The organism is Kitasatospora sp. NPDC004799, assembly GCF_040609095.1.
GTDB lineage: Bacteria > Actinomycetota > Actinomycetes > Streptomycetales > Streptomycetaceae > Kitasatospora.
The window spans coordinates 1-8345 of sequence record NZ_JBEXJK010000366.1 but is presented as its reverse complement, the minus strand read 5'-3'; the positions used below and the strand labels follow the sequence as shown (position 1 = coordinate 8345).

Below are 8345 nucleotides of genomic sequence, written 5' to 3'. Positions count from 1 at the left end.
GCCCCCCCGGGGGCGGGAGCCCCCCCGGGGCGGCCCGCCCCGCCCCCCGGGCCCCCCGCGTTCCGGCGCCCCGCGGGGCGCCGGAACCCGAGGTCGGCGTCAGTAGACGAGGATGTCCCAGTGGCTGCCCTCGTTGCAGTACAGGTTGCCCGAGGCGGCCTTCCACTGCGGGTAGCCGTCGCCCCGGTAGCCGATGTAGGTGAAGCTGTTCTGGATGTAGCCGTCGATGCAGGAACTGCGGGAGATGTCGACCTTGTAGCCGTTGTAGTGGCTGTAGGTGCCGGAGGCGTGGCCCACCTCGGTCCCGCCCGTGATGTTGATGGCACATCCGCTGGCCTGCTTGAGCGTGATGACGGCGTTGACCGTGCCGGAGTTGATCTGCTCGAACGAGGTGCAGGTGGAGTTGGACCGGGTGGTGCAGTTCCCGCTGGAGCTCCACGTGATGCCGGCGTTGCTGAACTGACTGGCCGCCGTCGACTGGGACAGCTTGGTACCGCTCGCGCCGGCCGTGGGCGCCGAGACGGCGAGGCCGGCCACGGTCAGGGCGACGACGGTGGCTGCGGTGCGTGGCTTCATCTGCATCTCCCGGTGTGGATGGGGTGCCTCCGACCCGACCCCCGCCCGCGTGCCGCGCTTCGACGGGGGTCGGCATCGCATCAGGATGCCGCACGGTTCTCTATGCGGGTAGACCCCGGTCCGTGAATTCCGGGCGACGGACGCCGGCCCGGCCGTCGGGGCCGCGGACGGCCGGGCACCGCGGCCGGGCCGTCCGTCAGAAGAACACCCCGCACCGCAGCAGCACGTTCGCGTACGGCCGGGCCTCCCCGGTCCGCACCACCAGGCGGGCCCCCGCGCTCAGCTCCTTCAGCGTCGCGTGCGGCACGTACGCCAGGTCGGCGAAGGAGCCGGTCAGCAGCCCGTCCGCGGCGGGGTTCGCCTCCCGGACCTCCTGGGCCGCGGTCGCCCCCTCGACCACCAGCTCGTCGAGGAGCCCGGCCAGGACGTCCTCGAAGGACGGGATCCCCGCCCGGAAGGCGAGGTCGACCACCCGGGGCCCGTCCGGGACCGGCATCCCCGCGTCGCACACGAGCACCTGGTCGCCGTGCCCCAACTCGGCGACGGCTCCGGCGAGATGGCGATTCAGAATCCCGCTCTTCTTCACAGCGCCTCGACCTCCTCGGCGGTGGGGAACGACTCCTGGGCGCCCTGCCGGGTCACGGCGACGGCGCCCACCCGGGCGGCGTACGCGGCGGCCTCCGCGAGCGAGGCCCCCGCACCCAGCTTCCAGGCCAGTGCGGCCGTGAAGGAGTCACCAGCCCCCGTCGTGTCGACGGCGTCGACCTTCACCGGCGCGACCCGCGCGACCTCGCCCTCGGCGGACGCGACCAGCGCGCCCTCCGAACCGAGCGTCACCACGACCGAGGCGGGCCCGCTCGCGAGCAACTCCCGCACCCAGTCGGCGGGATCGTCGCCGACGGCCCCGCCGCCCAGGATCACCCGGGCCTCGTGCTCGTTGACGATCAGCGGGTCACAGGCCGCCAGGACCTCGGCCGGCAGCGGCTGCGGCGGCGAGGGGTTCACCACGAACCGCGTGCCGGGCGGCAGTTGCCGCACGACCTCGACGACCGACTCCAAGGGGATCTCCAGCTGCGTCGAGACCACCCGCGAGGCGCGGAACAGCGGCCCGGCGGCCCGGACGTCCTCCGGCGTGAGCCGCCCGTTCGCGCCGGGCGACACCACGATGCTGTTGTCCCCGGACGGGTCGACGGTGATCAGCGCGACGCCGGTCGGGGCCCCGCCCACCAGGACGCCCGCCGTGTCCACCCCCGCGTTCCGCTGCGACTCAAGCAGCAGCCGCCCGTTCGCGTCGTCCCCGACCCGCGCGAGCAGCGCCGTGCGCGCCCCGAGCCGCGCGGCCGCGACCGCCTGGTTGGCCCCCTTGCCGCCGGGATGGACGGCGAGGTCCGACCCGAGCACCGTCTCCCCGGCCCCGGGCCTGCGCTCGACACCGATCACCAGGTCGACGTTGGCCGACCCGACGACCAACACGTCGTAGTCGTACATGAAACTCCCCAATCAGGACATCCGAAACAGGGCAGCCGGAGCGCCGCTTCCGCGGGCACCCCGGCCACCCCTCTTCCCGTCTCAGCCGCTGAACCCGGCCACGGTCTCCTTCGTGACCACCTTCACCGGCACCTTGACGGTCTCCTCGACCTTCTCACCCTTGATCGCCTTGACCGCGTTGTCCACGGCGATCTTCCCGAGCTGCGACGGCTGCTGGGCCACGGACGCGTACAGCGTCCCCTGCTCGACCGCCTTCAGTCCGTCCGGAGTCCCGTCGAAGCCGACGACCTGCACGGACTCGCCGGCCTTGGACCCGAGCGCCTTCGCCGCGCCGAGCGCCATCTCGTCGTTCGCGGCGATGACACCCTGGACGTCCGGGTGCGCCTGGAGCAGGTTCGACATGACGTCGAGCCCCTTGGTCCGGTCGAAGTCGGCCGGCTGCTGCGCGACCACCTCGATCCCCGGGTACGCCTCCAGTCCCTTGGCGAAGCCCTCGGCCCGCTCGCGCGCGGCGGAGGTACCGGCCAGCCCCTGGAGGATCACGATCTTCCCGCTGCCACCGAGCTTCTCGGCGATGGCCTTCGCCGCCTGCTCACCGCCGGCGACGTTGTCGGAGGCGACCAGGGCGTTCACCTCGGCCTTGTTGACGCCGCGGTCGACGGCGATGACCGGGATGCTCGCCTTGCCCGCGGCCGCCACGGAGTTGGTCGCCGCGTCGGAGTCCACCGGGTTGACGACGATCGCCGAGAGCTTCGAACTGGTGAAGTTCTGCAGCTGGTTGGCCTGCTGCGAGGCGTCGTTCTGCGCGTCGGTGACCGTCAGGTCCACCCCGAGCTGCTTCGCCTCGGCCTGCGCGCCCGACCGGATCTGCACGAAGAACGGGTTGTTGAGCGTGGAGAGCGAGAGGCCGATCTTCCGGGTGCCGGACTTCGCGTCGTCGTGCAGGAAGGACGTCGCGGCCACGATGGCCACCGCGACGACCGCCGCGAGCCCGTACGTGGCGACCTGCCTGCCCCGTCCGCCGCCGGGCGCCCCGATCACCGTGGGAGCGGCCCCGGCCTTGCGGCGCACCGTGTCGAGCAGCACCGCCAGGGCGATGACGACACCGATGACGACCTGCTGCCAGAACGCGGAGACGTTCAGCAGGTTCAGCCCGTTGCGCAGCACCGCGAGGATGAGCGCGCCGATCAGCGTCCCCGAGGCCTTGCCGGTACCCCCGGCGAGGGAGGCGCCGCCGATGACGACGGCGGCGATGGCGTCCAGCTCGTACCCGGTGGCGGCCTGCGGCTGCGCGGAGGAGAGCCGGGAGGCCAGGACGACACCGGCGACGGCGGCGAACACACCGGACAGCGCGTAGATCGCGAGCTTCTGCCGGGGCACCCGCAGACCCGAGAGCCGGGCCGCCTCCTCGTTGCCGCCGATGGCGTACATCGAGCGGCCGATGTACGTCCGGCCGAGGACGAACGCCGTGACGAGCCCCATGGCCACCATGACCAGCACCGGCACCGGCAGCCACCCGCCGAGCGTGTCACCCAGGTGGGAGACCGAGGCCGGGAACGCGATCGGCGATCCGTCCGAGATCACCAGGGCCAGGCCGCGCCCCACCGACAGCATCGCGAGCGTCGCGATGAACGGCGGCAGCTTGCCGTACGAGATCAGGAAGCCGTTCACCAGGCCGACGGCCACACCCGTCGCCAGCGCCAGCAGCACCGCGAGCACCACCGGCACTCCGTGCGCCGTGGCGCTCCACGCCAGCACGGTCGCCGACAGCGCGGCCACCGAGCCGACCGACAGGTCGATGCCGGCCGAGACGATCACGAAGGTGACGCCGAAGGCGAGGATCGCCGTCACGGCCGCCTGGACGCCGACGTTGAGCAGGTTGTCGGTGGTGAGGAAGTCGCCCGACAGCGCCGACATGGCGACGACGAGGGCGATCAGCGCGGTCAGCGCGCCGTTGTCGAGCAGCAGACGGCGCAACGCCGCGGCGCCACCGGCGCCCGTACCGCTCTTGAGCGTTTCAGCGGCCACGGGGGGCCTCCAGTTCGGTAGTGGGATTGCTCACGGCCAGCGACATGACCGCGTCCTGCGTGGCCTCGTCGGCGGACAGCTCGCCCGCGATCCGGCCCTGGGCCATCACCAGCACCCGGTCGCTCATCCCGAGCACCTCGGGCAGGTCGCTGGAGATCATCAGGACGGCGGCCCCGGCCGCCGTCAGCTCGTTGACGAGCTGGTAGATCTCGACCTTGGCGCCGACGTCGATGCCGCGCGTGGGCTCGTCGAGGATCAGCACCTTGGTGTCGGCCAGGAGCCACTTGCCGATGACGACCTTCTGCTGGTTGCCGCCGGACAGCGTGCGCACCTGCTGACCGAGCCCGGCCATCCGTACGCCGAGCTGCCCGGCGATCCGCGCGGCGGCGTCGTGCTGCCCCTTGAGGTCGACGACTCCGGCCCTGGTGGCGGACCTGAGGGTGACGAGTCCGAGGTTCTCCTCGACCGACTGGTCGAGCACGAGCCCCTGGCCCTTGCGGTCCTCGGGCACCAGCCCGATCCCCGCGGTCATGGCGGCGCCGATGTCGTGCCGCTTCAGGGCGGCCCCGGAGACGCGGACCGTGCCGCGGTCGTACGGGTCGGCCCCGAAGACGGCCCGGACCACCTCGGTACGACCCGCGCCGACCAGCCCCGCGACGCCGACGACCTCGCCGGCCCGCACCTCGAAGCTGACGTCGTGGAAGACACCGTCCCGGGACAGCCCCTCCACGGACAGCAGCGCGGTGCCCGGGACGGCCCGCTCGCGCGGGTACTGCTGCTCGATGGACCGGCCCACCATCAGCCGGACGAGCTCCTCCTCCGGTGTGGAGGCGGGTACCTGCCCGACCGACCTGCCGTCCCGGATGACCGTGACCCGGTCCCCGAGGGCGGCGATCTCCTCCAGGTGGTGCGTGATGAAGACGATCCCGACGCCGTCCTCGCGCAGCCTGCGCACGATCACGAACAGCTTCTCGACCTCCTCGGAGGTCAGCACGGCGGTCGGCTCGTCCATGATCAGAACCCGCGCGTCCAGGCTCAGCGCCTTCGCGATCTCGACCATCTGCAGGCGCGCGATGCCGAGTTCGCGCACCCGCGCGCGGGGCGACACGCTGACGCCGACGCGCTCCAGCAGCTCCGCGGCCTCCGCCTCCATCCTCTTCCGGTCGATCATCCCGAACCGGCGCGGCTGGCGCCCCAGGAAGATGTTCTCGGCGACCGTCAGATCGGGGACGAGGTTGAACTCCTGGTAGATGGTGGCGATCCCGAGCCGCTCGGAGTCCTGCGCACCCTGGATGCGGACCTCCTCGCCACCGACCAGGATCCGGCCCTCGTCGGGTGCGTGGGCACCGGAGAGCGTCTTGATCAGGGTGCTCTTTCCCGCGCCGTTCTCACCGAGCAGCACATGGACCTCGCCCCGCCGCAGGTCGAAGTCGACGCGGTCCAGCGCGACCACCCCGGGGAAGGTCTTCCGTACGCCCTCGATGCGCAGCAACTCGTCCGGGTTGCTCACGACTGGCTCCTGTTCGTCACGGGGTTCTCGTTCGTTTCGGCGGTCGCGTTCGTTGCCGGGGTCTCGCACGGCACGGGGCTCTCGCTCGGCACGGGGTTCTCGCTCGGCACGGGGTTCTCGCCGCACGAGCGGCGGACGACGAGACGGGCGGGGAGCGTCACGGATCGCGGCGCCCGCCCCTCGATGCGGTCCACGAGCGCGCGCACGGCGGCCCGGCCCAGCTCGCCCGTGGGCTGGGCGATCGCGGTGATCGGCGGGTCCGTGTGCACGAACCAGCGGATGTCGTCGAACGCGGCGAGCGCGATGTCGTCCGGCACCCGCAGACCACGGGCGCGGACGGCGTCCAGGGCGCCCAGCGCCATCAGGTTGTCCGCCGCGAACACGACCTGCGGCGGCTCGGCGAGGTCGAGGAACCGCTCGGTCGCCCGCCGGCCGCTGGCGGCCTGGAAGTCACCCTGGCCGATGTACTGGTCCGGCAGGTCGAGGCCGCACTCCTCCAGCGCCTCGCGGAACGCCGCCACGCGCTCCTGCCCGGTCGTGGTGGCCGCCGGCCCGGCGATGATCGCCAGCCGCCGGTGCCCCAGTCGGTGCAGGTGCGTGACGAGGTCCCGTACGGCACCGCGCCCGTCCGCCCGCACCACCGGCACGTCGACGCCGGGGATCCACCGGTCCACGAACACCATCGGCGTCCCGGCCCGGGCGGCGTCCAGCATGAGCGGGGACCCGCCGTCGGTGGGGGAGACCAGCAGCCCGTCGATCCGGCGGTCCAGCAGCGTCCGCACGTGGTGGTCCTGCAGGTCCGGCCGCTCGTCGGCGTTCCCGATGATCACGCTGTACCCCAGCGCCCGCGCCTCCTCCTCCACGGATCGCGCGAGCTCGGTGAAGTAGGGATTCAGCACGTCGCTGATCACCAGGCCCAGGGTGCGGGTCTGGTCGGTGCGCAGCGACCGCGCCACGGCGTTGGGCCGGTACCCGAGCGACGCGACGGCGGCCAGCACCCGTGCCCGCGCGTCCTCGCTCACCGAAGGGTGCTCGTTCAGGACACGCGAGACCGTGGCCACGGACACGCCTGCCTCGGCGGCGACGTCCTTGATGCTCGTCACAGCCGCTCCACCTCCTTGTGGAATCGATTACATCGACGCGTTGCGACGATTGGAATCGATTACATGCCCGGAAGGCAAGCCCTGAGCGGGTGGCTGAAACCTGATCGTGATGAACGCGTTCCGGATCGCCCGGGGGACCGGGCGGCCGCAGGGGGGCGAGCCCCGGGCCGCCGGCCCGGGGCTCGCTCGTGATCCGCCGGCGACGTCCGCGTCCGTGCCGGTGACCGGTCCGGCACGGGGCGTGAACCCGTGGCCGCCGGCGGTCCCGACCGGGCGGCTAGATGCTCGATCCGCCGCCGGAGGTGTTGTTCCACCAGGCGCTGTAGGCGTTCAGCGCGTACCGCTTCTGCACGCCGCCGGTCGAGGTGATCTCGATGCCGAACTGCATCGTGTCGAAGTCGGTGTTGCGCAGGAGGTTCCGCGACGCGGCCCAGCGCCAGACCGCCGAGGCGTCGATGCTGCCGGTGTTGCTCTGCTGGGCGGGGATGAGCTGCAGGACGTTCCAGCCGGGGTCGGCCTGCCAGACCGACGCGTACCGGATGCCGCCGATGGTCACGTCGGAGGCGATCTGCCGTCCCCAGCCGCCTGCCGTCCCGGTCCAGCTGGTGAAGACCATGACCTCGTCCTGGCTGCCGGTCGACCAGAAGTCGCTCGTCCAGTCCCACTGGTCACTGCCGGACACGGGAGCCGACGAGGTGTCGTACCAGAAGCCCGCCGAGTTCAGCTGCGACAGCGGCGTCCGGGGCCGGACCGAGGTGTTCGGGTAGGACTTGATCCCGCCGCCGGAGTGGGCGGCGTCGACGTGCCAGGACTTGATGCTGTCGACGGTCAGGCACTGCGGGCCGTGGTTCGGGCCCCAGATGTTGTTGTAGACCGTCCAACCGCCCTGGGTGTACTGGCCCCACTGGTCGCAGGTGGAGTACGCCTGGGCCTGCGCCGGAGACGCGAGGCCCAGGAGCGCGGCGATCACGGCGATGATCAGGGCCGGCCGGGCGAACCCGGCCGGCGTGCCGCTGCTGGATTCACGGGTGTGCCATCTCATGTGTCCCTCCAAGGACGGCGACGGGTTGGTCCGGACTCCCCGGTCGGGTGGCGGGATCCGGCGCAGCGGGGTGTCGCTCGCCGGTGGGTCCGGGTTCGGGACGGCGCGGCTCGGCCCCGTCCGAGGTGGCGCGCTCAGGAACGGCGGGAACGGTGTCCGGTCCCCTGCTCGCAGGCACCGGGCGCGCCGGACGCAGGGCGCGAAGGGTCGAGGCGCTTGCGTCTGCGGACAGTAGGAACGACGGGGCCTCCGCGCAGCAAGGCCCTGTGCAGGAGGACACACTTCTTTCACCGGTCGACTGTCGAACCGCCCTCGAAGGACTGTCGAACCGCTTTCGACGAGGTCGCCCCGGCCTGGGGCGGGCTGCTCCGCCCACGCTGCCGCGAGTATTGACACGGTATTTGTGAGCGTTAACACTCTTGCAACGAGCGGGCGCCGCACCTGTCCTCCCCGTTTCCCTCCCTGACGTTTCCCTCCCTGACGTTTCCGTCTCTGACGCACGATGGAGTCCGCCATGCCGGCTCACCCCTTCAGCCGCCGTGCCGTGTTCAAGGCGACCGGCGTCGCGGCCGTGGCCGCAGCCGCCGGCCCCGCCCTC

7 protein-coding genes are annotated in these 8345 nt (G+C 72.1%); all 7 read right to left on the bottom strand.

Annotation, left to right across the window (positions count from 1 at the left end; translation table 11 throughout):
* Positions 1-99 precede the first annotated feature (99 nt).
* Complete coding sequence (locus ABZW03_RS32320) at positions 100-576, bottom strand: hypothetical protein (protein WP_355266252.1); 477 nt, start codon at positions 574-576, stop codon at positions 100-102.
* 196 nt (positions 577-772) lie between these two features.
* Positions 773-1162, bottom strand: coding sequence for a D-ribose pyranase (gene rbsD / locus ABZW03_RS32315; protein ID WP_355266249.1), 390 nt, complete (start codon positions 1160-1162; stop codon positions 773-775).
* Positions 1159-2064, bottom strand: a complete 906-nt coding sequence (locus ABZW03_RS32310; RefSeq protein ID WP_355266246.1) for a ribokinase — start codon at positions 2062-2064, stop codon at positions 1159-1161. Before ABZW03_RS32310 ends, rbsD begins: the two co-directional genes overlap by 4 nt.
* 81 nt (positions 2065-2145) lie before the next feature.
* Positions 2146-4092, bottom strand: a complete 1947-nt coding sequence (locus tag ABZW03_RS32305; RefSeq protein ID WP_355266243.1) for a substrate-binding domain-containing protein — start codon at positions 4090-4092, stop codon at positions 2146-2148.
* A complete protein-coding gene (locus ABZW03_RS32300) occupies positions 4082-5602 on the bottom strand; it encodes a sugar ABC transporter ATP-binding protein (protein WP_355266240.1) in 1521 nt (506 codons plus the stop codon). The genes ABZW03_RS32305 and ABZW03_RS32300 overlap by 11 nt, the downstream gene beginning before the upstream one ends.
* Positions 5599-6705 carry a LacI family DNA-binding transcriptional regulator gene (locus ABZW03_RS32295; protein WP_355266237.1) on the bottom strand — a complete coding sequence of 369 codons (1107 nt, stop codon included), beginning with the start codon at positions 6703-6705 and terminating at the stop codon, positions 5599-5601. Before ABZW03_RS32295 ends, ABZW03_RS32300 begins: the two co-directional genes overlap by 4 nt.
* 277 nt (positions 6706-6982) lie before the next feature.
* Entirely contained in the window at positions 6983-7747 is a 765-nt protein-coding gene (locus ABZW03_RS32290) for a hypothetical protein (protein WP_355266234.1), read from the bottom strand.
* Between the last annotated feature and the right edge of the window lie 598 nt (positions 7748-8345).